The 23,227-nt window shown below is 61.3% G+C and carries 21 protein-coding genes; 17 read left to right on the plus strand and 4 right to left on the minus strand.

All coding sequences use genetic code 11. The features are described 5' to 3' along the window. Positions 1-169: 169 nt before the first annotated feature. On the minus strand, positions 170-1,111 hold the full coding sequence (locus WCE35_RS06460) for a hypothetical protein (protein ID WP_424592516.1): 942 nt from the start codon (positions 1,109-1,111) through the stop codon (positions 170-172). A gap of 684 nt (positions 1,112-1,795) precedes the next feature. Between WCE35_RS06460 and WCE35_RS06465 the strand changes: the two genes are divergently transcribed. Continuing rightward, positions 1,796-3,547, plus strand: a complete 1,752-nt coding sequence (locus WCE35_RS06465; protein WP_424592517.1) for an ABC transporter ATP-binding protein — start codon at positions 1,796-1,798, stop codon at positions 3,545-3,547. Positions 3,548-3,601: 54 nt separating this feature from the next. On the opposite strand, the gene WCE35_RS06470 is transcribed toward WCE35_RS06465, so the two are convergent. Then, positions 3,602-4,402: a hypothetical protein gene (locus WCE35_RS06470; protein ID WP_424592518.1), complete on the minus strand. Its 801-nt coding sequence runs from the start codon at positions 4,400-4,402 to the stop codon at positions 3,602-3,604. Positions 4,403-4,534: 132 nt separating this feature from the next. Here WCE35_RS06470 and WCE35_RS06475 point away from each other — a divergent pair, with 132 nt between their 5' ends. Continuing rightward, the gene (locus WCE35_RS06475; protein ID WP_424592519.1) at positions 4,535-5,197 is read left to right on the plus strand and encodes an aspartyl/asparaginyl beta-hydroxylase domain-containing protein; all 663 of its coding nucleotides are present in this window, start codon (positions 4,535-4,537) and stop codon (positions 5,195-5,197) included. Positions 5,198-5,212: 15 nt separating this feature from the next. Here the strand turns inward: WCE35_RS06475 and WCE35_RS06480 are convergent, their stop codons facing one another. Next, positions 5,213-6,268: a hypothetical protein gene (locus WCE35_RS06480; protein ID WP_424592520.1), complete on the minus strand. Its 1,056-nt coding sequence runs from the start codon at positions 6,266-6,268 to the stop codon at positions 5,213-5,215. Between the two features lie 220 nt (positions 6,269-6,488). Here WCE35_RS06480 and WCE35_RS06485 point away from each other — a divergent pair, with 220 nt between their 5' ends. The 14 genes from WCE35_RS06485 (at position 6,489) to WCE35_RS06550 (ending at position 19,986) form a co-directional block, all read left to right on the plus strand. Then, complete coding sequence (locus WCE35_RS06485; protein WP_424592521.1) at positions 6,489-7,406, plus strand: sterol desaturase family protein; 918 nt, start codon at positions 6,489-6,491, stop codon at positions 7,404-7,406. 192 nt (positions 7,407-7,598) lie between these two features. Further along, entirely contained in the window at positions 7,599-7,751 is a 153-nt protein-coding gene (locus WCE35_RS06490) for a hypothetical protein (RefSeq protein ID WP_424592522.1), read from the plus strand. A gap of 248 nt (positions 7,752-7,999) precedes the next feature. After that, positions 8,000-8,848, plus strand: coding sequence for a hypothetical protein (locus WCE35_RS06495; RefSeq protein WP_424592523.1), 849 nt, complete (start codon positions 8,000-8,002; stop codon positions 8,846-8,848). Further along, on the plus strand, positions 8,845-9,420 hold the full coding sequence (locus WCE35_RS06500) for a hypothetical protein (protein ID WP_424592524.1): 576 nt from the start codon (positions 8,845-8,847) through the stop codon (positions 9,418-9,420). The genes WCE35_RS06495 and WCE35_RS06500 overlap by 4 nt, the downstream gene beginning before the upstream one ends. A gap of 12 nt (positions 9,421-9,432) precedes the next feature. After that, positions 9,433-10,230 carry a DUF455 family protein gene (locus WCE35_RS06505; RefSeq protein WP_424592525.1) on the plus strand — a complete coding sequence of 266 codons (798 nt, stop codon included), beginning with the start codon at positions 9,433-9,435 and terminating at the stop codon, positions 10,228-10,230. 6 nt (positions 10,231-10,236) lie between these two features. Continuing rightward, positions 10,237-10,995, plus strand: a complete 759-nt coding sequence (locus WCE35_RS06510) for a ferritin-like domain-containing protein (protein ID WP_424592526.1) — start codon at positions 10,237-10,239, stop codon at positions 10,993-10,995. Beyond that, on the plus strand, positions 10,970-11,590 hold the full coding sequence (locus WCE35_RS06515) for a hypothetical protein (RefSeq protein WP_424592527.1): 621 nt from the start codon (positions 10,970-10,972) through the stop codon (positions 11,588-11,590). Before WCE35_RS06510 ends, WCE35_RS06515 begins: the two co-directional genes overlap by 26 nt. Next, the gene (gene asnB, locus WCE35_RS06520) at positions 11,577-13,520 is read left to right on the plus strand and encodes an asparagine synthase (glutamine-hydrolyzing) (RefSeq protein ID WP_424592528.1); all 1,944 of its coding nucleotides are present in this window, start codon (positions 11,577-11,579) and stop codon (positions 13,518-13,520) included. Before WCE35_RS06515 ends, asnB (WCE35_RS06520) begins: the two co-directional genes overlap by 14 nt. Further along, positions 13,517-14,401 (plus strand): formyltransferase family protein, encoded by an 885-nt coding sequence (locus WCE35_RS06525; protein WP_424592529.1) that lies wholly within the window; start codon positions 13,517-13,519, stop codon positions 14,399-14,401. The genes asnB (WCE35_RS06520) and WCE35_RS06525 overlap by 4 nt, the downstream gene beginning before the upstream one ends. Before the next feature lie 238 nt (positions 14,402-14,639). Beyond that, a complete protein-coding gene (locus WCE35_RS06530) occupies positions 14,640-14,897 on the plus strand; it encodes a PqqD family protein (protein WP_424592530.1) in 258 nt (85 codons plus the stop codon). A gap of 128 nt (positions 14,898-15,025) precedes the next feature. Beyond that, positions 15,026-15,643, plus strand: coding sequence for a hypothetical protein (locus tag WCE35_RS06535; RefSeq protein ID WP_424592531.1), 618 nt, complete (start codon positions 15,026-15,028; stop codon positions 15,641-15,643). Continuing rightward, positions 15,640-16,584 carry a hypothetical protein gene (locus tag WCE35_RS06540; protein ID WP_424592532.1) on the plus strand — a complete coding sequence of 315 codons (945 nt, stop codon included), beginning with the start codon at positions 15,640-15,642 and terminating at the stop codon, positions 16,582-16,584. The genes WCE35_RS06535 and WCE35_RS06540 overlap by 4 nt, the downstream gene beginning before the upstream one ends. A 40-nt stretch (positions 16,585-16,624) precedes the next feature. Next, positions 16,625-18,493, plus strand: coding sequence for an asparagine synthase (glutamine-hydrolyzing) (gene asnB, locus WCE35_RS06545; RefSeq protein ID WP_424592533.1), 1,869 nt, complete (start codon positions 16,625-16,627; stop codon positions 18,491-18,493). 377 nt (positions 18,494-18,870) lie between these two features. Then, positions 18,871-19,986 (plus strand): acyltransferase family protein, encoded by a 1,116-nt coding sequence (locus WCE35_RS06550; protein WP_424592534.1) that lies wholly within the window; start codon positions 18,871-18,873, stop codon positions 19,984-19,986. 397 nt (positions 19,987-20,383) lie between these two features. Here WCE35_RS06550 and WCE35_RS06555 read toward each other — a convergent pair whose 3' ends face one another. Beyond that, the gene (locus tag WCE35_RS06555; RefSeq protein WP_424592535.1) at positions 20,384-21,325 is read right to left on the minus strand and encodes a right-handed parallel beta-helix repeat-containing protein; all 942 of its coding nucleotides are present in this window, start codon (positions 21,323-21,325) and stop codon (positions 20,384-20,386) included. A 567-nt stretch (positions 21,326-21,892) separates the two neighbouring features. On the opposite strand from WCE35_RS06555, the gene WCE35_RS06560 reads away from it, so the two are divergent. Next, positions 21,893-23,086: a CaiB/BaiF CoA transferase family protein gene (locus tag WCE35_RS06560; RefSeq protein WP_424592536.1), complete on the plus strand. Its 1,194-nt coding sequence runs from the start codon at positions 21,893-21,895 to the stop codon at positions 23,084-23,086. Positions 23,087-23,227: the final 141 nt, after the last annotated feature.

Below are 23,227 nucleotides of genomic sequence, written 5' to 3' on the forward strand. Positions count from 1 at the left end.
CTGCCACTGATCAGGCGCCGACCCATCCTTCATGTCTAGGTTATGTTCCGTTCTATCCAATCACGGGCGATCGTTCAGGGCTTTCCTAGCACAAACCATCGAAGGCGGGAACTCGACCGGGTGATGGCGCTGCGCCGATAGCGCGTGAAAAACCACGAACGGCGAGCCGCTAGCCCGATATTTGCTTCAGGATCATCCGCGCGGCAAAAAACGCCGCAAGCCCGGCAACAAGACCAACCAGCAGCGGCATCAGAAGTCCCGGTCTCGTCGGCCAAACGCTGCGCAAAACGAACTGTGTCACCGCCGGTTCGCGGAAGACCGCAATCTGGTCTTTCAGATCCTTGATGCTCTGGCGCGATTGGGTGACCGTCTGGCCAAGAGCGACGACGGTCCTGGCGCTATCGGCCCGCAAGAACGGAATCTCCGCCAGGCCAAGCTTCTGATACATGGCGAGCTGACCGCGGATGCCCATGCCAGCTGCCTCGTCGCCCGCCCCCTCGCCGGCGCCGCCGACGGGGGACGACGAGCCTTGCCCGGACCGGTCAAGCGTTGCGATCTGCTCGGCGAGCCTGCGCGTCTGTTCCCGGGTTCTCGCCTCTGAGACTTTCGCGTCCGAAACAATCTCGGAAAAAATCGCCAGATTGTCCGACGCGGACTTGAGCAACTCCTCGGCCGACGACAGCCTTGTGTCCAATCGCGTACGAATGTATGCGACGCGCGGCTTAAGTCGGGCGATGATGCCATCGGCCATAAATTGGTGAACGGCCCTGACTCGTTCGGCGCCGTCTTCATCGGCTACCGACTGGATGCGAATCGATCGTCCAGCGTCGATCACGCTAATGACCGCCGCCGATCGCGCCTCCTTTACGCCAAACTTTCTCAGTTCCCCGGTTGTCGGCGCCACGAAAAGCGTATCGTAAACGAAACGCTCGGTTGCCGATACAGGCTCGAAGGATTGAAAGCCATCTTCCGCGGCGTACTCGCCGACGAAGACATCGGTTCGATACTCGTAGGTCGGAAAAGCGCCGATCGCGGAATATGCGAACGCGGCGATCAACCCGACCGCGCCCGCGAGCCAGAGCGACTTTCGCTTGTTCGACTCCGTCGTCATCCGTTGCCTCCCACTCACGCGCCTTCGCCGTCGAAGCGGTGATCAACAATTAGCTCGCGATCACCCCGCCGCACCAGCAGCTGCCTTGCCGGTGGGCATACCCGAAGACAAAGCCGCAGACCACCATGAGATATCCGAAATCGATATAGGCCGGCCCCCCGGAAGGTGCTGAAAAGCTCCGCCGTCGGATTGTACAGCTCAAGGCCGGGAACGGAATCCGGGCCTAATATCGTCCGATGTGCCTGATGATAAGGGATAAATTGGTATCTTCCCCACAGCACTCCCTGGTCGGGGTTCTCGAGACCGGCATCACCAGAAAGCGGACCAGCCAGCAGGCCCACGCCGCCAACAGGGCCGGTTGAGGAGCCACGCGGGCGGTCTGGAAAATGAACTGCTGCATGTGTCGGGCTATTTCGAGACCACCCATGACCAAAGCCGAGCGGGGCGCCTTGGAGATATAGCCGGCGATGTCGCTTCCGCCCCCTCCCAACCAGATCGACGCATTGCCAAACCGGTACCAGCCTGTATGAAGCTTGCGGTGGCATCGACCGAATGCATTGTCGGCGCTATATCTTCATGGTTGATGGTTGGTCCAAAGCCGGCTTGCAGCATCTGCGAGACATGGAAAAGTCAGGGCATAAGTCAGCAAGCGGCGTCTGGTCCGGTCCTGTCAACCTGCGGAGCATGATCACCATGCTCGCCGGTTTTGCCGGCAGCCTGTCCGCTTCCGTCGCGCGCTGGACATTGGTGAAGGCATGCCTGCTGTCCGTCGCTGCCGGGCTGACGGAGGGTCTTGGCCTGACGTTGCTGGCTCCTTTGGTGGGCCTGCTGGGCGAAGGAAAGCCGCAGAGCACCATCGCCATCGCCGTGACCCGGTTTCTCTCCGCGTTGGGCCTGCCGGCTTCGCTGCCTGTCCTGGTCGCGGGCTTTGTCGGATTGGTTGTGTTGAGAGCCATTGTCACCGGCTGGCGCGACATCACGCTGGAAACGCTCAGTTCGAATTTCATCGAGCGGTTGCGGGTCCGGCTCTATGACGCGATTACGCAGGCAGACTGGTCGTTCGTCGCAACGCAGCGCATCTCCAATCTTTCAAAGGCGCTGACGACGGATGTGGAGACGGTAGGCCAGGGCACGCATTTTTTCTTCCGGTTCGCCGCGCTTGCCACGCTGGCGTCGATTCAATTGCTGGTGGCGCTTGCCTTTGCCCCGGTCCTGACGGTGGCCGTGCTTGCCTGCGGTGCGTTGATCGCAGTCGGCGCGTGGCGCTGGCGCAGAAGCACCTTTAGTGCAGGCCAGATGTTCGGCAAGGCGCAGCAATCCGCCTACGATGAGATGAGCGACTGCCTCGCCGCGCTCAAGCTGGCGAAGAGCCATAACGCGCAAGCCTACAACCGGACGCGCTTTCTCGCGGCCGATATGGCGCAACACGAATATTATCTGGCCGTCATCCGCCGAAACGCCGAAACGCAGACGCTCATTCAGATCTGCGCGACGATCGCGCTCGGAATTTTCGTCTATGCCGGATCGTCGTTATTTCGCCTGACCGCGACGGAATTGCTGCTCCTGATCGTGGTCTTTGCCCGGCTGATGCCGACGCTGGCCGAAATCCAGAACAGCACCAATGCGGTTCAGCTGATGCTGCCGATCTACGACCATCTGACGAAGCTGATGTCGGCCTGTCTGGCGGCCGTGGAACATCTTCCCGCTGGCGGAGACGATCGGCTGATCGTTCGCCGTGAAATCCGGGCCGCAGCGCTCGATTTCCGGTACGACAGCTCGGCTGGCCCCGATGTATTGCGCGGCCTCGATCTCGCGATTCCCGCGCATTCGGTCGTCGCAATTTCCGGCGCATCGGGCGCGGGCAAGAGCACGCTGGCCGACATCCTGCTCGGCCTTCTGGTGCCCGATTCCGGCACGGTATCGATCGACGGCGAACCGCTTACCGCGGCGCGGCTCGCGGCGTGGCGGCGCAGCGTCGCCTATATTCCGCAAGACAACGTGCTTTTCAACGAAACGATCCGTGCCAACGTGCTGTGGGGATCGCACGATTCAACCGACGCCGAGATAGCAGACGCGTTGTCGCAAACCGGGATGGACCGTGTGATAGCGGCCATGCCGCTCGGTATCGAGACCGTGATCGGCGAGCGCGGCAATCAATTGTCGGGCGGCCAGCGTCAGCGACTGGCGCTGGCGCGCGCGCTGTTGCGCCGTCCGACCCTGCTGATCCTCGATGAGGCAACCAATGCGCTCGATGAAGACAGCGAGAGCGCGGTGTGGACGCTGATCCGGCGGCTGCGGAACACGGCCACCATTCTGATCATCGCTCACCGGGAATCGACGCTCCGCAAGGCCGATTTCGTCGCGGTCATGGAGAACGGTGCGATTTCACAGTTCGGCCCCTGGCAGGAATTGCAAAGCCCGGCCAAAACCGGCTGACATCGGCAGGCCTTGCCGGAGTTCGGCAGGCTCATTGGCAACGCGAGTCTGTCCCTATCCTGGCATCAGGCGGCGTCTTACGGCTTGCGCGACACGAAACCAGAACGACGCCTCGATCCGTTCCAGCCGGTCGGAGCGCTTGCGATAGTGTGACAACGCTTCCTTGATCGGGAAGGACTGGTTGAGTTCGGCAAGCTGGTCGATCCCGGGATCGAGGCCGGGGACGAAAAAGACGAACCAGGCCTGGCCGCCAATATGAAACCAGTCCAGCCTTCGGCAGTCCAATCCGGCTTCGCTGGCGAACCGGCGGATCGTTTCGGCGCGATAGCGGATCGTACCGGGATAGACCCATTCGCTGCCCGCATAGTCCTCTTCGCCCTCGACGAAACTTGCGGCAAACATCGATGTCTCCTTCATCGATGCGCGGGCTTCGGCCAGACATTTGCGGATCTGCGCCTCGGAGGCATGCGAGAAGATCGATTGCGCGATGATGAAGTCGAACTGAACGCCAAACGACGCGCAGGGAAACTCGGCGCTATAGCGAAACCTGGGGCGTTTGCGCTCGGCGAGTTCGCGGCCGATTTCCTTCTCGATTCCCTCTTCGACCAGCCATTGCTCAGGTTCAATACCGAAGTAGCGGTCGGCAAGAAGATAGACCAGAAACAGCTTGCCGGCGCGCAGCGAACCGCAGCCGATATCGAGCAAGGTGTGCTCCTGACGCAATCCGAGCAGGGTCATCAGGGAAAATTGCATGTGGGCGAAAATGTCGTAGGTCTGGGTGGCGCCGATAAAGGCGCGATAATGGTGCGACCCGGGTGCGGCACCCTCGCCTGTATCGGTGTTCTGGGCAGACATCGGCCGAGCCTTGGGATAGTAATTGGGTCGCCGGCCCACGCGGCAATGCGTGGCGGGAATTCAGCTGGCCGGGTAATTAACACGCTCCGCTACTTGTTTCCAACCAACGTTTGCGAGGGCACGAGAAACGATATGCCTACCCTTTCGGACTTTGTGACCCCGCGGGACGTTGCGCTCCGGCTGCCGCTGAAATTCGACGCGGCGCGTCTGCTGGCCGATCTGGAGCGGATGCCCGAGGCATGGTGGCACGCCCATCTCGGCCCCTATCATGACGGCAATTGGGAAGCGATCGCGCTGTGGGCGCCGAACGGCAGGCGTACCGAGCAGTCCAGCAAGGGCGGAGCCTTTGCCGCAACCGAAGCGCTGCGGCTGTGTGACTATGTGCCCGAGGTGATCAATGCCTTCCCCGGCCGGAAGAACCGGATCCGGTTTCTCAAGCTGCGTGCCGGAGGGCATATCTTCGCCCATTCCGATCCGCTTCATCAGATCGACACCGGAATCGTCCGCATCCATGTTCCCGTCCGTACCAATCCGTCGGTTGATTTCACGGTTCATGGCCGACGCATCGTGATGCAGGCGGGCCAGGCCTGGTATGTCGACGTTCGCTTCAGGCATTCGGTGGACAACCCCGGGGGCGAAGACCGCGTCCATCTGGTAATCGACGTCGTGCCTAATCCGGAATTGACCGAGCTGTTTGCCCGGGCAGCATCGAGCGGCAAAGGCATGTTGACGGGCTATTTTCTGAAACATTCGCTGCCACGACGCCTGGTGCGTCGCTTCGGGCTCGCCAACTGACCTCACTATCCGGCCTTACTTGCGCGCCGCCGCCTGCAGCGGCCCGCCGGTGAGATGCGGCGTGATCGCGTTCCTGATGACGGGCCGGCTGAAGGCCCAGAACAGTCCGTCCAGATAGAAGTGCAGCAGCACCAGCGCGATCGTCAGCGCCATGAAATTGATCTGCAGGACCATGAACAGGGCACCGATCAGAAGCGCGGAGGGAAGCAGGATCCAGGGATCCAGCCATATCTTCGACAGCCAGCGCTGGCCGCGCGAGCCGCCGCGATCCGCGAGCTTCCGGCTCGTCAGCAGCCAGACGATGCCGAGATACTGGATGAAATGGCCGAGCAGCATTCCGAGCGTGGCCAGGTTGGAGTCCTCGACCCAGAGATAGGGATGAAACAGCAGCAGGCTGGTGATCAGGAAACCGGACTCCGCGACGGTGTAGCGTGAACCGCTCCGCAGGCGCTTCACGATCGAGACGCCGAGCGCGGCGAGGCTGACCACGGCGGCCGCCAGCGTCAGCCGCGACAACAACACCGGCAGGTACGGCGATATCTTGAGCAGCGTCGTATTGAGAGCCGGATACCAGTCGATGTGGGCCAGCGCCATCGCGAAGCTGGTGCTCAGGATGGCAAGGTTGGTAATGGACCGATGACGCTGATCGCCATAGCCGGCGCGCCGGCGATAGATCGAAAGAATGCCGCAGCTTTGCCGGGCCACGTGAAACGCATTCCAGAAAAAAACCACGACGACGATGACGGCCGGAATTTCGAACAGCGCCACCATGCCGACCGCGAAGACGATCAGGATCGGGACAAGAAAATAGGCGACCCAGCGCTGCCGCTGATAGGCTGCGGTGTCGTCGAAAAAGTAAAAGGAATATGTCGCGATGTAATGCGGGCCGCCGATCAGCGTGGCGGCGGCAAGGGCAAGTACCGGCCCAACATTGGTCGGCGCGGCGAAGATCACGGCGAGGCCGGCGATCGGCGACAGGATAAAAAAGGCAAGGTCAAACCCTTGCGACTGAATCCAGCCATCCGAGCCGGTCGCGCGTGCGCCGAGGTCACCTGCCGTTCCGACCGACATCGCGTAAGCGTCCTGTATCCGGTTTGGGTTGGCGAGACCGGGCCGTCGCCAGCCGTCAATGAACCGCTTGGATAAGCGAAGGACCAGAACGACGAGATGTCAAGTTCATCCAGCCTTCGCTGAGCCCCGACAGCGGCATAAGACGTTGCTCCCGATCCGGGCAAGAGGCATAATCCCCACACATCGGGTTGCCCGGTGTTGCCAACCCTCGAAAAACACGATGTTGCAGCAGATCTGGACCTACTTGACGGACGCGAATGCCGGCATTGTGGCGCAGTTGTCGCAATACCCTCTGCTGCAATCCCTGTACAGCGGCGCGCGAGGCCTGCTGATCATTTTCGTCGTCGTGTTTATCATCGAGTGGGCATCGGGCGGCAACATCAGGCGGTACTGGAGCCGCAACTTCCGCACCGACATGCTCTACGGGCTGCTGTATAATGGTGGCATCTACAATACGATCATCTATAGGCCCCTGATCGCCGTGCTCGCCCTTCTGGTGCCGGCGTGGCAGTTTAGATTGATCGACCACCTGCCCGCGCTGGCGGGTTTTCTGGCCTACTGGCTGATCACCGACTTCGCGGGATATTGGATTCACCGCCTCTATCATTCCAATGATTTTCTCTGGACCTTTCACAGAGTCCACCACTCCCAAACGGAACTGACCTTCGTAACGTCGTTCCGGAACCACATCGTCGAGCAGATCATATCCAACATCATCATGTTCGTGCCGGCGATACTTCTCGGCGTGCCCGTCTGGTTTTGGGGGCCGGTTTTTCTGATGCAGAACCTGTTTGAAGGGCTCCAGCACTCCGACATCAAATGGCGCTACGGGTTCCTCTATCCAGTCCTGGTCAGCCCGGTGTTCCACGCGATCCACCATTCGCCCGAGCGCGCCCGTCACGACAGCAACTATGGGAAGATTCTCAGCGTTTGGGACTACCTGTTCGGGACCATATCGATCGGCGAGCGGCCGGCGAATTTTGGATTGGTCGGCGATTCGACGCCGGTGTCGTTTTCCGGCACCTTGATGGAGCCGTTTCGAATCCTTTGGAAGCGGGCTTTCCCGGACCAACAAAAAAGTGTAGTTGCAACCAGCTCAACTCCTAGTGGGTTGAATCGTGGCCCGTCTGCCACATAGCCGGGAGGAATGTAACCTCCTGCCCGCATCGGCTGAACGGTCGATTGACGAGCAAGAAGCCCCTCCCGTATAAAGCCGGGAGCGAAAGACGGGGGAATCTACTACCGTTCTAAGGCCGCCGACGCATCGCGGTTTCAAGCGCCGCAGTGACGTTTTCTTGTAACGTGCAAACCAACCTCTTGGGGGTTCGTAATGAAGTCCGAAAATATGCTGGTCGAATCGCGCAGTGAAATCGCCGCCACCGCTCACACCTACCAGAAGCCGAGCATCCGCGAGCTCGACGAGAAAGAGGTTCTGAGTGCCTTCCAAGTCACGGTTGCGGCCATCACCTGGTGGGTGATGTAACGAGATCCGATCTGGGTTTGCTTGTGCAACCCGGTTGGTGGCTTCAAGCGCCTGAAATCCTGGAAGAATGCCGCCGGCATCCTGCCGGCGGCTGTCGTTTTACAAGCCTGCTTAGATTCGCCAAAGGATGGCTCGACCTCGATTCAGATGACGCTGCGCTTTCGCGCCGATTTCGTGAAATCTATCCCGAGGGCATCGAAGGGACTGGCGGGTCTGCAGAGCGCGGGACCGTGAGGTGCGTGGTTCACGTGCACAAGGAACTGCCGGTCGCCTCGGTCGAATTCGAAGACCCCGAACCGCTTGATCCTTTCGCCTTTTGCCAGACGTTGTTTCCCGACCGCAATTACACAGAGGGCGTAGCCGCGGCGCCGGGCTGGCGAACGATCGCCATGCGCGGCAACCCGAACGCGCCCCTGGTGGCGCTCCACGACCAGTACGCTCTGGTCGACCGCCGCCAGGTCTGGCAACCATTTATCGCCAACTACGCCGTCAACCGCGTGCTTCGACTGCAACGAGAGTTGTTGTTTTTTCACGCAGGCTCGATCGGGATCGGCGGTCGCGGTGTAATGGTGACAGGTCCCAAGAATTCCGGAAAAACCACGACTTCCCTGACCCTTGCGAGCCGCGGACACAGCTTCCTCGGCGATGAGATGGCCGCGGTGGACAAGCAAACCGGCGTCATGTTTCCATTCCGGCGCGCCGCCTCGATACGGACCGGCCCGCGGAGCGGTCGCGTCGACGATCAGATGAGCCAACGCAGCTTCCGGTCCGAGAGGTTCCCGGATGGCGGAGAGCGCGTTCTGGCCAATGTCGGTGAAATGTTTCCCGATGCGGCGGCTACGACAGCCACGCTGACCTGCATCTTCTTCCTGCGCGGCTTTGCCGCGAAACCCGCGGCATCCCCCTTCCCGTTCGGAATGGAACATTTCCACATGCTTTCTCCCCTCGCATGTAGTATGTGGGGCGTTCCGGCGGTCACACGAATGATGGACATTGCGAGGCTGGCTGGCCGCGCGAAATGTTATTTTCTCGATCTGGGCGATCCAGACGAGACGGCGGACCTTGTAGAGCAAATAGTGCGTGGAGATGTCGAGTGACGATAAAGTTGAACGTCAAGCAGCGCGCCGCCGCGGTCGGCACGCTTCGTTTCGTCAGCGTGTTCTTGATGGAAACGCTTTCGCGCTGGATCCCGGCGACGCCGGAGATGGAAGTCAAGATGCTGTTCTCCCGCCACGTCTGGAGAATGGCGCAGCAGGCGGACCGGCTGGGCCGTCGCGCCCGCGAGCTTCGCGCGCCGCTGCACTACAGCCGCAAGCCCCAGCCGGCCTTCGCCGACGCCTTGAAGCAGCTTGCGGCTCTGTCTGACACGATCGATCGCGTCGACGGATTTCATGTCGTGGCGTTGCCGATTCTTGCCGAGCATTACCGCGCCTATCTGGCCGAGACCGACAAGGTCACCGACGAACCCACGACGATGATCTGCGATCAAGCGCTGCTGGAGATCGCAACCATGATCGAGGAACGCGCGACCTGGGGTGACGAAATTCCGCCGTCGCGCGCCACCGATTCCGATGCGCTTCGCCAGCTCAAGCAGGCCTTCGCCAACGCGAAGGACATGATCGACTACACCGAACCGGCAGCGGCCCGCCCCGCCGCGGCTCGTGCATAGGGAGGCATCGAAATGGACCCGTTCGAGACCAAGGTCGTTCGCGGCACGAAGATGCGCAAGGATCCGGCGCGCGAGGCCTGCTTCACCGTCGCCGATACCGATGACCAGATGATTTCGTGGCCCGACTGGTCGGATCAGTCGAAGCGGGAGCGGATTCACCGGCATATGAACAACGAGATGACCACCACCGAGGTCGCCGCGCAGTGCCTGGCCGACTTTCCCGATACCGATTGGGAGCTGCGGATGGAACTCGCCCGCCAGGTTTGGGACGAGAGCCGTCACTGTATGGCGCTCTATCGCCGGCTCAAGCAGCTCGGCGGGCGCAAGGGCGAATTCCCGATCGCAAATTTCGAATGGGCGGTCTCCTCCTATCTGGATTCGGTTGTCGGCAGAATCACCATCATGAACCGGACGTTCGAGGCCGGAACCATGGATCTGATGGCGTTCATTCCGGACGGGTGGCGTGAAAAAGGCCACGATCCCCAAACCGCCGAGTTGCTGGACGCAATCGCCGCCGATGAAATCCATCACGTTCGTTTCGCCAACCAGTGGGTCCACAAGCTTTGCGCCAAGGACAAACGCAATCTTTTCAAGGTTGCGCAGGCGGTGAGCTATATGGATGCCGCGCAGAAGGCCCTGGCGCCTCCGGAAGGCTCCACCAATCTCATGGGCGTATCGGTCGAGGAGTTTTCGCAGACCGCACCGATCAATGTCGAAGATCGCCGGCTCGCCGAGTTTAGCGACGAGGAAATCTCGTCGTTGCTGCGACAGCATGATCTGGAATCGTTGCTCGAAGCTCAGGAAGCGTAGGCTGACATGACCAGCGTTGCCGTAGAGAACGGTTTCCCGGAAAGCCCGTTTCGCGACCAGCGGTTCACCGTGGTCGACCGGTGGGACCAGTGTGCGAACTTCGCCGACGACGATCCGCGCAAGGTTCTGGAGTTCATGCATCGCCAGATGAACGAGGAAATGGACGCGACCGAATGCTCGGCGCGGGCGATCGTCGATTTTCCCGATGCGCCCTGGGAAGTCCGGATGTTTCTGGCGCGCCAATGCGCCGACGAGGCGCGGCACGCCCTGATCTTCGCACGAATGTTCCAGGCCCGCGGCGGCAAGCTCGGCGACTATCCGATCCTGAACTTTCAGTACCGGATCATTTGCCAGATTCCGACATTGATCGGCCGCCTCGCCGTGCAGAACCGGACCTTCGAAGCCGAGGGAATCGATGCCATCGGTTATGGTATAGACGAGGCGCGCGCGCAGGGCGACGACGAGCTTGCCGAGTTCTTCGACGGACAATTTGCCGACGAGATCATGCACGTTCGATGCGCCAACGAATTCATTCACGAGATGCTTGCCAAGGAACCGCGGCTGGCGATGAAGGTGGCGCAAGCGTTGTCGTTTGCAACAAAGGCGTTTGGACAGGTCGTTGGCGGCGACGGAACAGCGGTTGCCAAATACACGATCAGCGAGACCGGGCGTCGCGAGGCCGGCTTCCGGCCGGAAGAAATCAAGGTGGCAAGCCAGCTTGCCGAGGATCGCCGCGAGAATGCCCTCGCACGAAAAGGCGGATAACGTGCCTGGCGAGCCCACATCGTCCCCGACAGATATTCTGGTGTCGGGGCCGGCGTGGAAAGCCGGCATTGAGGATTTGGCCCGCTTCCGGGCGCTCTCCAGGAAGGGCGGCGGCACCGTCCACTCGATCGTTCAGGGAACAAGCATGGGTGCCGCGCTTCCGGCTGGTTCACGAATTCGCATTCGGTCGGGTTCCAGCGATTCCTGGAAAATGGGAGACGTCATCGCCTTCCTGGCTGGAAGCAGGGTCGTAGCGCACCGGATCGCCGCGCGCGGGCGCTCCCGGCCGGCGCGCGAGTTTCTCATTGCCCAAGGCGACGAAAACTGGCTGTGCGATCCCCCCGTGCACTGCTCCGCCGTGATCGGGAGCGTCGAAATCGGCACGGTCGACGGAGAATGGCTTCCGGTCGCGGCGTCGAAGGCGCCGTGGTACAAGAGGTGGGTTGCCGATCGGTCGCAGGCGGCCATGCGTGGTCTGCTCGAAGCGAACCCGCCGCTTGCAATCCGTGTTTCGCAAGTAGTCAGCTGGATGCGGATGGGGCCGTCCATCGCTTTTTCCGCCGGACGGCGTTTCATCCGCAATGTGTGGAATTAGCGCGCTCTTCCGGTTTGAAGGCGGACCGGGCCAGGATCTTGCCGATCTCCGGCGAATGCACGATGCGCAGCGCCATCGCGGTCCCGATGGCGAAGGCGCTTTCGTTATCTGGAAGGATTTCGACGGGGCTCGTTTCGACCAGATACCGCGCGGCGGTGAGGCTCCTCGTTTCGCGGGCGCGGTGCGCCGGCTTCGGGTTTCCGATCCGCGCCCGGAAGCCGATCAGCCGCTGGTGTCGGCCGACCGACGCCTCTGGGTGATGCTGAACGGCGCGATCTACAACTACCGCGAATTGACCGCCGAGCTGACCGCGGCGGGCCACCGCTTCCATACCGGAAGCGACACGGAGGTCGTGCTGGAGGCCTATCGGCGCTGGGGCACATCCTGCTTCGAACGGTTCGACGGGATGTGGGCGATTCTGATCGTCGACACCGAGCGCAAACACCTGGTCGGATCACGCGATCGAATAGGCATCAAGCCGTTTTATTACGCCCTGGACGACGGGCGCATGTTGTTTGCGTCCGAGCCTTGGGCGGTGGCGCAGGTTCTGAGCAAGGGCACCACCATCGAGCCGGCACGGTTCTTTGAGTTCCTGAGCGGATATCCGCCTCGCTCGAGCGAGTTGTCTTTCTATCGCGGTGTCAATCCGGTGCCAGCCGGCAGCTGGTTCGAAATCGATCTCGCGAGCCACCCGCGGGAAATTCCGTTTCAAAGCTATTGGAGACTGGCGGACTTCCATTCGGGCAACGGCCCGGCGCCGACCTTTGCCGATGCCTCCGACAGATTTTCCAAGCTGCTGACGCGCTCGGTCGCCGGCCAGAGCCTCGCGGACGTGAAAGTCGGCGCGCTGATGTCCGGCGGCCTCGACAGTTCGACCATCGTGATGCTGTGGTCGGAATTGGCGCGCCAGCGCGGCTCGCAGCGCCCGGACACGATCTCGATTGCCTGGGACGATCCGCACATGAGCGAGCGGCCCTATATCGAGGCCATCGCCGCCAAGGCGCAGTCGGACAGCCACATTCTGGAGCTCTCGCATCGCGACGTCTGGCGCTCGGTCGATGACGTGGTGCGCGCTCAGGGGCAGCCGCTGCTCGGACAGGATCTGATCGCGCAATATCATGCCTACCGTTTTGCGCGGGAGAACGGCGATGTCGTGGTGATGGATGGCAACGGTCTGGACGAAGTCCAGGCCGGCCTTCCAAACTATGAAGCGCAGATGGTGGTCGAGCGCCTCAAGAGGCTGGACCTTGTCAACCTGGTTTCCGAATTGAACGCGATCGCCCGCAACTACGGCCGATCCTATGCCGGCGTGTTGCGCTCTTACGTCTTTACACCCTTGCGGCGCAATCTTCGGGAATCGCAACGGCTGCCCCAATATCCCTGGCTCGACATAGGCGGCTGCGACACCGGCGATCCGGCCTGGGCTGCGAGCGCGGCCGGGGATCGGGGCAACGACCCCTCGCATCTCAACCGCATCCTGTATCGCGAAACCCGGCACACCAATATTCCAGCCGTGTTGATGCACAGCGACCGCAATTCGATGGCCCATTCGGTCGAGGCGCGATTCCCCTATCTCGATCATCGCCTGCTGGAATTGTGTTTCTCGCTGCCTCCCGAGCACAAGGTCGGGTTCGGCAGGCGAAAGCGGTTGCTATACGAAGTCGCGAAAACCAGGCTTCCGCAACTCGTCGTCGAGAACAAGCAGAAGATGCGGTTTGTGCTGATGAACAACTGGATGCCGCTCCGGGGTGAGCACGCCGGGGCAATTCGCGACGCGTCGCGTCATCCGGCGTTTGCGAAATTGCCCTACGTCGACACCGCGAAGCTGCGGGCCTTTGTCGACGACTACTTCGCCGAAAAGCACGACAACGGCTACGCCGTATGGCGGATCTTCACGGCGTCGCGCTGGCTGGACCTGTTCGGCTTATGACCGGACGAGCGTCGCCAACAATCGCGTTTTTCGGCACCCCGTCCCAGTTCAGCGCCCTTGCGCTTGAACGCCTGACCGCACGATGGAACGTGGTCGCGATCATCCTGCCGAATTCCGGCGGCCTTCGCCAATCGGTATTGCGCCGGATCGGATTGGTGCCGTCTTCCGCCATCGAGCGGCGCGCGCGCAAGCACGGCATTCCGACCGCGCGCTGGATCGCGGGCGAACAAGGCTACGCCCCCGAACTGCTGCGGCGGACGAAGCCGGATCTGATCTGCGTCGCGAGCTTCCCGAAACTGATCCCGTTCAGCCTGATCGGCGATGCGCCACTCGGCGCGATAAATCTCCACCCCTCGCTATTGCCGCGACACCGCGGCCCATTGCCGCTGTTCTGGACCTACCATGCCGACGATCGTCTGGCCGGCGTCACGGTGCATCATTTGACCGAGCGTTATGACGCCGGCGACATCGTGATGCAGCACGGCTTTCCGCTTCCCCGTGGCTATCCCGTGAAGAAACTCGACGATGATGTCGCCGTCCACGGCGCCAAACTGCTCGACGCGGCGGTGGAAGCGTTGATCGCCAACCGCGCGCGGCGCATCGTTCAGGACGAGCGGGCGGCAACCCTTGCGCCCCGGATCCGCCGCCAAAGCCCGATGGTGAATTTTGGCGAATGGGATGTGGAGCGCGTTTGGCATTTTCTCGCCGGTCTGTGCCCGGGCTTCCGCGAGCCGCTGACCGATCGCGCAGGCACGCCCGTGATCTACAACAAGGTTCCGGGATTCGATCGAGGTTCGTCGTCCGCGGTCGGTTCGGTCGAGACCGTGGGCAATGGCTGGCGGCTGCATTGCCGGGGAGGCACGGTGTTGTTGGGCAAATGATCGCGCCCAGCGGGGGACCGCAGCGCCATTTCGTTCTCGTTTCGACCCCGCCGGGGCAATCGTTGGCCGATAGGCGACCTGCGCGCACAACCGGGCGTTCGGAAGAATGTTGGCTGAACGCGCAACGCCCTTGAAATATTGAGGAATCTTCGAATTGCTACGAGTTTGACGAGCAGCTATGCTCGGGCTATCAGAAGGTCGCGCGGCCCCGAGCGACGATTTGAGATGGAGGCGAGTTTTGCGTCAGAATCCGGACATTGAAGCGGCAGAGCTGAAGGGCGAATTGCTGTTGCTGAACAACGCCGCGAGCAAATTCTACGTGATGAATCCGACGGCGGCCTTCATCTGGGAAAGGCTTGCGACACCGACCAGCGAAGACGAACTTGCATCGGCGCTCTGCAGCAAATTTTCGGACGCCTCCCCGCAGCAGGCGCGCGAAGATGTCAGCGAGACCGTGAAGAACATGCGCGAGTACGGATTGATTCTCGACGACTAGGGCGTGGTCGGTTCGGCCGGCGCGAACCTTGAATCCGATCGGCCGAAAGTTGGATCATCCGAACGGCGGACTGGCCCCGGGTCATCCTTTTTGCGAAGCCGGACACATGGCCATTCCGGGGTGCCGCGGTGGGTTTAGTCAAGGGCTTCGTGTTTTTGATTTTCGTGGCAGTCGGCCTCGCGGCCGCCTATTCGGTTCATCGAAAGCCCGGCAATCGTTGCGTCGTCAACCTGCTGATCGCCTACGCTATCGTGGTATCGTTTGCGGTCGGCTTCACCCAGCGCGAGAGCTGGCCGTTCTCGACCTGGCCTTTTATCGCGGCACGGGTCGCCCGTCCCTCGACATTTCCGCGTATCGTTGCGATCGACGCGCAGCAAAATGAATACCAGATCGATTATCGTGCCTGGGAGCCGCTCGAATTCGACGAGCTGATGGCCTGGAAAGACCAGTTCTTTTCTCGTTTCGATCCCGCGACCCAGGACCGTATCGCGGCCTATCTTCTCAATCATATCGATACCGCGCGGCGGCAATGGTCGGCCGGCGAACGGCGGCATTATTTCGATCGCTTCTTCGGCCCGCTGAGCGCGCCGCTGTTTCTCGGTCATCGCGCCTATTGGGACGCCGGCATTCCTGATCGCGCATTCAGCGGACTGCGTTTCTACACCGAAACGTGGGACGTCGAGGAACGTGCGCGCGATCCTTCGAAAATCGCCCGGCGTCTGGTCTACGAATATCGCCGGCCATGATCGCTGTGGTCGAAAAAATACGGCAGTTATGGCGGCGCGCATTTTTCTCGGCCGAGCCTGCGCTCAATCTTGCCGCGGCGCGCGTGATTTTCGCGGTCCACGCCCTCTGGGTGCTGCTGTCGCGGGACATCCCGGCGATGTCGGCGCTTCCTCCGGAGTTCTGGGCGTATGTGGATCGCACGGAGCTGTGGCGATACTTCATCGTACCCGGTCATGCCGGACTGGAACATACGCTGCAATGGATCGCCGTTGCGGCGCTGGTCTGCGTCATTTTGGGCCTGATGCCGAGGCTGGCCTGTTTTGTCTCGGCGCTGCTGCTTTATCATCTCGCACCGCTGGAGACGCTCTACTGGACCGCAAACCCGTTCCAGCGCGGTTTCACCATCAGCGTTCTCGCCCTCGTCACCCTGTCATTCTCGCGGTGTGGAGACGCCTTGCGGCTGGGCGGCGCGCCGGCCGTTGCTCCCTCGCCCGACTATTGCTGGCCGCTACGTTTGATCCAGTTTCATCTGGCCAATGTCTATTTCCTCTCCGGCGTATCCAAGCTCATTCGTGTTGGCTTCAGCTGGCTCGACCCGCAAAATCTGCGGGAATGGTTTCTGCTGTTCAGCCAGCAGGATCAGGTCATTCGCGAGGCTCCGATCTTCAACATTCTGGGTCCCTGGTTCGCCGATCATGCCATCCTCTGCGCCATCGCCGGCCTGTACGGCGTGGTCGCCAACATCTGCTTCCTCGCCGCGCCATTCAGCCGATATGCGCGCCGTTTTCTGGTGCCCGACGCCATATTCTTTCACACCATCGTATTTTTCTCGATGAACATCTTCTGGAACAACATCATCCAGCTTCTGATCTACGTGAACTGGTCATGGCTGGTGACATGGCTGAAGAAGCGACTGCAGCTGCAAAGGACGCCAAATGTGTGGGCTCAGCGCCATAGTTGAGTTCGGACCGGGCGGCGGCGTCCTTCCTTCTCTGCTTGGGATGCACGATCAGATAGCCCATCGCGGTCCGGATGGCGAAGGCTTTGCGATCTGGGACGCCGCGATGCAGGGCATCGTCACCAGGTCGCGCGATGAACTGACCCGGTCCGCGCCGGCCCGGCCGCGCATCGGCATGGCCTTTCGCTGGCTCAAGATCCAGGACCCGCACGAGTCCGCCGCGCAGCCGATGCCTTCCCCCGATGGCGCCGCCTGCCTGCTGTTCAATGGCGAGATCTACAACTTTCAGGAAATCCGCGCCGAGCTGCAGAACCTCGGCCACCAATTCGTTTCCGTTGGCGACACCGAAGTCATCCTCGCCGCCTATGCGCAGTGGGGAATCGACTGCTTCAAACGGCTCAACGGCATGTGGGCCATTATTCTTGTCGATCTCAAGCTCCGTAAGATCATCATGTCCCGCGACCGTTTCGGCATCAAGCCGCTGTTCTATTATTTCGGCGGCAACCGCCTCATCATCGCATCGGAGATCAAACAGATCATCGCTGCCGGCGCGCCCGCCGACGCCAACCGGTCGGCGCTCGCCCGTTTCATTCGCGGCGTTCGTCCCGAGCGGCCCGAAGAAAGCTTCTTTGACAATATTTTTGCGCAGCCTGCCGCCACCTATGCCGAGATCGACCTGGCGTCGGCGCCGTCCGGGCTGTCGTTCAGCACTTACTGGCAGTTCGAACCTTGCCTGCGGGAGCCGGCGCCTTCGCTCGCAGACGCAGCCTCGGAACTCGAGCAGTTGCTGCGGCAATCGGTCAGCGAGCACATGGTCGGACGGGCACCGGTCGGACACCTGATATCGGGCGGCCTCGATTCATCGGTATTGGCGGCGCTCGCCGCACCGATCTACGCCCGCCGCGGCGAACGCGGCGTCGGCGCCTCGATGGTTCTCGAGAAAGACACCGACCCCCATGATGAGTCCGTCCATATCGATGAACTGTCGAAGGCGCTGGATTTCAGGAGCTGCAAGGCCACGCTGTCGGCCGCCTGGCTGAAGGCCAATATCGCACGCGCCACCTGGACGCAGGAAGAGCCGCTTGCCGGCATCGCGGTCGCCGCGCAGTATCTCGCCTATGAGACCGCCGCGCGGCAAGGGCTGCGTATCGTGCTGGACGGCCAGGGATCGGACGAACTGTTCGGGGGCTATCCGCGCCACCAGACGCTGGCGTTGACCGATTGGCTTCGCCGCGGCGCGTATGCCGATGTGCTCGGCGAACTCGCGTCACTCGCCCGCCGCGACCCGGGTTTTTTCAGGGATGTGTGGCGGCTTCGCCTCGCGCCCCGGCTGGCGCGCCTGTTGGGTGTCGAAAAGAAGGACAGGCAGCCGGATTTCGTCCTGACAACGCCGGCAACGGCGCCTGCCACACCGCCGAGCCAGCCTGCGAAGACGACGGCGCTGACGCGGTCGCTGATGACGGATGTGTTCACGTATAATCTGAAATCAGCGCTGGCCTTCACCGATCGAAACGCGATGGCCCATTCGATCGAGGCGCGTGTTCCCTATATCGACCGGCGGATCGCCGAATTCGCCTTCGCGCTGCCCGACAAATACAAGATCGGCGGCGGCGAGCGTAAGCACATCCTGCGCCTGGTCGCGCGAAAATTCCTCCCCCGCGCCATCGTGGACCGCGTTGACCGGATCGGCTTCGGCGCGCCCATCCATCGCTGGGTCAGTGTCGACTTCCGCGATGAGCTTGCCGTACTTGCCGACAGCCCCACCTTTGCCAAATCGGGTATCCTGGCCCCGGTCCTGCTGCGGAACTACATCAACGCCTTCCTTGCCGGACGGCACCGCGACGCGGCAACCTTGTGGCGTCTCTATGCCGTCGATCTCTGGGCCAGAACCTATTCGGTCAATCCTTTCTAGCCCCCGGATTTCCAGCCCTAAAGCAGGCGAAATCGACCATCGGCGATGGCGGCCTCCAAAATCGCGCCTGCCATGTTGTACGGCAGTGGTCACCATCCCCGAGCCGGGATACGATGCTCGGACGAAAAAGTGCTGGTTTGTGTGCAATGCGATCAACTACCCTGGTGAGCGCCATCAAACCTTTCAGCACTCCGCCAATGGCGATATCCTGCGGATCCGCGTTCCGATGAAGTCGCGCGGATGGCGTGATGGTGCAGAGGCGGCTCCCATCCGGATAGACGATTGATGTCATCATACCGAGTTTCAACCAAATTGCTTCGAACTTCACCTGCACCGGTTTGCCCAAAAGTCTCGTTGACGCGAGGACCGCATCCGTTGTGACAGGCGATACCTCAAACCGACTTGACGTCGCTCGCGGCTTGTCAGCCCTTGTCGTGCTGGCAGCCCATTCCTTCCAGATATTTCTGGCTCGCCTGGCAACCACGCCGGATTCCCGGTTCGTTGCGATCAATGGAAACGCCGCAAGACAGGCAGTGCTTGTCTTTTTCGTGCTCTCCGGCTTTTTGATCACAAAGAGCATCATCGCCAACATCAAACGAAACGGCTACTTCAACCCATTCGACTACCTTTCGAGCCGCGTAGCGAGAATCTACCCGCCATTTCTGTTTGCGCTGACGGTTTCCATGCTGGTCGTCTTCGTCGTGCACCAGTTCGACTTGCCCGGCGGCGCGCGGCCTCTCGGCGAGGATCCGCTGCGGGTGCGCGATCACCTGGAATTCACCGTTTCCGAACTATGGCACGCTCTTCTGATGCAGAGCGGGATGACAATCATCGATGGCCCGCTGTGGACACTCTACATCGAGGTAAAGCTCTATTTTATCGCCATGAGCGTGGCGCTGGTCGCGTGCGGACCAAACGCGCTCCACAAGATTATCGGCGTGCTGCTTGCACTGGCGGGGCTCTACGCGATCCGCGGCGACTACAATTGCGGGCTGTTTGCCGTCGCATGGCTGGTCGGATCGGCGGCTACGGTCATTCGGAACCCGTCCCATACCCGCCTGCCCGCCTTGATCGCCGCCGCGCTCATCGGCTTCGCGCTGGTGTTTGGCCCGTTCGCTGGCAGCAACGTCATGGACTCCAGTCCAAACAAGGTATTGCAAATCCTGTGCTGTCTGGTCTATGCGCACGTCCTGCTGATTTCCAACCGCCTCGAACTCAATTATCCGGACGCGGTCCGGCGAACCGGAGATTTTTCCTACACGCTCTACGTCGTCCATGCTCCTGTTATGTTGCTTTGCTTTTCGCTGTCGCTTCCAGTGATCGGCGCGTCATGGATCCTGTCCTTCATCTTCCAAACCTGCGCCGCGGTTCTGGCCATTTGTGTCGCTGTTGTCGCGGCTCCGATACTGGAAGACGTCCCGTTCTACCGCAGCCTCATCCACAGAACCTGGACCAGGGTTATTCGGTTCGGCCAACGGATATCCTCGACTTGATCGGTATCGATCATCAATTCATCTGATGCAAAGAGTCGCTGCCGCGATGCCGTAATTGGTAGTGTAAACTCTCACGTTGCCAAGCGTTCCCCTCAGCGAACCACCGCCAGCAGACGGCTGCAGGGATTGGCGTCATCGCCGACACCGGAGACCCAGGTTTGGCCGCAAGGGAAACGCCAAATGCGGGTCCAAAAATCCTGCGGAGCCTGCATCAATAGCGGTTCGTGCCTTGCGCAACGACGGCTTGCAAATCGGCGAGTTCCCCTGTCGATGCGTCCTGGTTGCCGCTTTCTGCCACGATGATCGCCGCGGACTTCAAGGAAACGAAGACGCATGCGGACGCAAAATGTTCCCTACCGGCTTGCGTAGCCGGTAGCGAGATTCGCCGCGTAAGAAATTACTGCAGACCCGATGGGTTTGAGTTGACCGGCGCGATGGCAGTAACAGTTCCGCCAGCACCATTCTGGCCAAAGCGGTTGTTTGTGAAGGAATTGACGGTACCGGACAATCCCGTGACGTTGAAGGCGAAGTTATTGTTGGAGATCCTGATGGTGCCGCCCGCGGCGCTGGCACCAAGGGCGTTGTGGCTAATCGTGCTGGAGTCAACATTCATCTGAGCTCCGGTTGCCGCGAGCACGCCGACGGTTGCATTGTTCGCGACCACCGAGTTGCTGATCTGGACCGCGGCGCCGGCGCCGGCCAGGATCCCGTTGTTGGAATTCATGACCTTTACGTTGATTAGCGTCGCCCTGAGCAACCCGCCGCCGGAGCTGGCCATGGAAATGCCGGAGCTTCCCATGTTCCTGACCGTCGTGTTCAGGACAGTCAGGGTGCCGGTGGTACGCGCATCGACGATGCCGCCGGCCGAGCCGCCGAAGTCACCGTTGATAAGACAGTCCTCGATGTTAACGAAGCTTCCGGTGCCGACACCGAAGATCCGGATGCCGATCAGGCCGCTATCCAACCCCTGCAAGTTGAGGTTGCGAAGGTTCACCGTCTTCCTTGCATCGTTGAAGGAATCGAAGGCGATGTTGATACCATTGGTTCCAGCGAACAGGATCGAGCCGAACAACTCGTGGCAATCGATGGTGATCGATTTGGTAATGGTCACCGCGCCGAAGCCGCCGGGATCGAGGCAGTTGATTTCGCCGTTCACGGCGGTTTTCGAAATCGCGCCCGCGAAGGTCTTGCAGGGCGCCGTGCGGCTGCACGGATTGACATCGTCGCCCACGCCGGACACCCAGGTGCGGCTCGCTTGAGCAAGAGCAGGATCGGCGGCGAGGCAAACCAGCAAGATTGTGCCAACAACAGCCAACGACCAGGCAAGAATTTTAGCCACCGCGCACCTCCATGTTCAAGAATCCTTGACCGGTACGGCACGCATAGACTAGCGCGCAAAGCAATCGGGCGCACTCTGTCTAAGGTAGCTCTTGCCGATTTCGACAACGTGCGCAGCCTTCGCCATCGTTTCGAAAGCGGCGATCAGCCTTGCAGATGAGGCATGTCGCACGGCACTTGAGCATTAATGACAGGGGCTGACCTCTAATCCGTATGCGTCATCGCCATAGATAGACCGTCGAAATCACTTCCGCAGCGCAGCATGGCTATTGGATGCGGGGGGCGCACAGCCAGTTGCGGCGCCCTGACCCAACGGCGTCCCGGACCGCCTTCGCGCAGCGCTGGTGCGGGAGACCGCCCCACCGCCCCCCCCTTGCCAGACCATCCCGAACGAATTCCCGGGCGCTGCAGGGGCGCTGGCGGGGCTACCGCAGCAGCATTACCTGCCCCCGCCAGCCACGGCCTCCAAAATCGCGCCTGCCATGTTGTAGGGCAGTAGTCACCATCCCTGAGCCGCGATACACGTCTTTCCCGCACCCCTTCTTCGCGCTGCCGGAGTTTCCCCAAAATGCCCTTCCCCCGAGCCTCGCAGGCCCTCTCCCGTTTCACCGTGCTCGACCTCACCCGCGTCCGCTCGGGGCCGACCTGCGTGCGGCAGCTCGCGGACTGGGGCGCCAATGTCATCAAGATCGACGCGCTGCTGGAAGATGCCGCCGGCGAGCAGCCGGGCGGGCCGCGGCACGGCTCGGATTTTCAGAATTTGCACCGCAACAAGCGCGCGATGACGCTGAACCTGAAGGATCCGAAAGGCCTCGAGGTGTTCAAGCGTCTGGCGGAAAAGGCCGATGTCGTGGTCGAGAATTTTCGGCCCGACGTCAAGACCAAGCTCGGCATCGATTACGAGAGCCTGCGCAAGGTCAATCCGCGCATCATCTGCGGCAGCATTTCCGGCTTCGGGCAGGACGGCCCCTATCACAAGCGTCCGGGGTTCGATCAGATCGCGCAAGGCATGGGCGGGCTGATGTCGGTCACCGGCGCCCCCGGCCAGGGCCCGATGCGGGTCGGCATTCCCGTGGCCGACCTCGCGGCGGGACTGTTTTGCGCCATCGGCATCCTCACCGCGCTCCTGGAACGCGACGTCTCCGGCGAGGGCCAGTGGGTGCAGACCTCGCTGCTGCAGGCGCAAATCTTCATGCTGGATTTCCAGGCCGCGCGCTGGCTGATGGAAAAGGACGTCGCCAGACAGGCCGGCAACAACCATCCGACCAGTATCCCGACCGGCGTGTTCAAGACCTCGGACGGCTACATCAATATCGCCACGACCGGCGGACGGATCTGGGAACGCTGCGCGCAGGCGATCGGCGCGCCCGAACTTGTCAGCAACCCGGACTATGCGACCGCGCCGGCACGCTCAAAGAACCGCGACGCGCTCAATGCGGCGATCGGCAAACTCACCGAGAAGAAATCCACGGAAAGCTGGGTCAACGAGCTCAACGCCGCGGGCGTGCCCTGCGGCCCGATCTATTCGATCGACCAGATGTTCGATGACGCCCAGGTCAAACATCTGGGCATCGCGCAACACGTGCCCAATGACGAGAACCGGCATATTCAACTGGTCGGCCAGCCCGTCACGCTGTCGCGGACCCCGAGCAGGATGGCGGCGCGTCCGCCGGAGTTCGGCGAGCAGACCGAAGAGGTGCTGGCCGAGTTTGGTTTCGGCAAAGACGAGATCGCGGATTTGAGGCAGCGCAAGGTGGTGTGAGGAAGACTTCGCGCAGGTCGATCAAATTCGCGTAGGGCGGGTTCTCTTTAACCCGCCATCTCGCAATCGAGCGGCGGGTTAAAGAGAATCGCGGTAGGGACGCCCATTACTGAGCGCCCCCCGCACAGAACCGTACGGGCC

Origin of the sequence: Bradyrhizobium sp. (assembly GCF_049691595.1) — a bacterium.
Classification (GTDB): Bacteria; Pseudomonadota; Alphaproteobacteria; order Rhizobiales; family Xanthobacteraceae; genus Bradyrhizobium.